The sequence below is a fragment of the Isoptericola croceus genome (genome assembly GCF_029382255.1).
Lineage (GTDB): Bacteria > Actinomycetota > Actinomycetes > Actinomycetales > Cellulomonadaceae > Isoptericola > Isoptericola croceus.
The window spans coordinates 1-256 of record NZ_JARLLG010000497.1 but is presented as its reverse complement, the minus strand read 5'-3'; the positions used below and the strand labels follow the sequence as shown (position 1 = coordinate 256).

Sequence of the window (256 nt, the reverse complement as noted above, 5' to 3'; positions counted from 1 at the left end):
ACCTCCCCTTCAGGAGCTCCTCGGCCTCCGCTGGGTCCGGGACGTGCAGGCGCACGCGCGCCTCCGCCGCCTTGGCGGTCTGGTCGACGTGCGCGCGGTTGACGGGCTGGCGGTGCGCAGTGGGGTTCTCGCGGCGGATGGTGCGGTAGAAGATGATGACGCGGTGGGCGCCCGGGACGGTGTCGAGCAGGAGCTTCTCCACCTCCGGGTAGTAGACGCGCTGGATGTCGTCGTCCGAGTTGAAGGTCTCGTAGGT

At 69.5% G+C, this 256-nt stretch carries 1 protein-coding gene; it reads right to left on the bottom strand.

Features of this window, described 5'->3' with window-relative positions; all coding sequences use genetic code 11:
• Positions 1-256 (bottom strand): hypothetical protein (locus tag PZC42_RS21935; protein ID WP_277214323.1); only part of this gene is annotated, 256 nt, incomplete at both ends.